We start from the raw sequence: 529 nt of genomic DNA, 5'->3' as shown, positions 1-529 counted from the left end.
CTGCGAGTGGTGGGCGGCGGGAGGGTCAGTTCTCACGAGGTCCTCCCCGGTCGGACGTCGGTGGGCGCGGGCTCCCCGGCGTTCCGCTCCCCGTGGAGGGCGACCTCGTCGGAGTCCTCGGAGTCGCCGGGCACGGTGGGGCCGGTCGGGCCGGTCTCGTCGCCGTCGTTCTCGGCCGGGTCGAACCAGATGTGCTGCCGGGACCGCGCGCGCTCGGCCAGCCCGGCGATGCCGGTGGCGGAGGAGAGCGCGTCGGCGTAGGGCTCGTCGGGGTCCAGCCGCCGCAGCTCCTCGCTGAGCAGGTCGCCCAGCACCCGCTCCGGCAGGGCGACGGTGGAGTCGGGCCGGTAGGGCTGCGAGATCACCGCGCCGCCGCGGTGGTCGGCGGCGACCCGCACCTCCTCGTCCTGGTCCAGGCGCAGCGCCACGGCCTCCACGGGGAGCGGAACGCCGGGGAGCCCGCGCCCACCGACGTCCGACCGGGGAGGACCTCGTGAGAACTGACCCTCCCGCCGCCCACCACTCGCAG

Annotated in this window: 1 protein-coding gene; it reads right to left on the bottom strand. The window is 76.6% G+C overall.

The annotated features are described in order from the left end of the window. Positions 1–32: 32 nt before the first annotated feature. Positions 33–428, bottom strand: a complete 396-nt coding sequence (locus E9565_RS21975) for an OpcA/G6PD domain-containing protein (RefSeq protein WP_236836735.1) — start codon at positions 426–428, stop codon at positions 33–35. Positions 429–529: the final 101 nt, after the last annotated feature.

It is taken from the genome of Blastococcus sp. KM273129, from assembly GCF_021698995.1.
Taxonomy (GTDB): domain Bacteria; phylum Actinomycetota; class Actinomycetes; order Mycobacteriales; family Geodermatophilaceae; genus Blastococcus.
The sequence above is the reverse complement of the archived record's forward strand: the minus strand, read 5'-3'. Positions and strand labels throughout refer to the sequence as shown.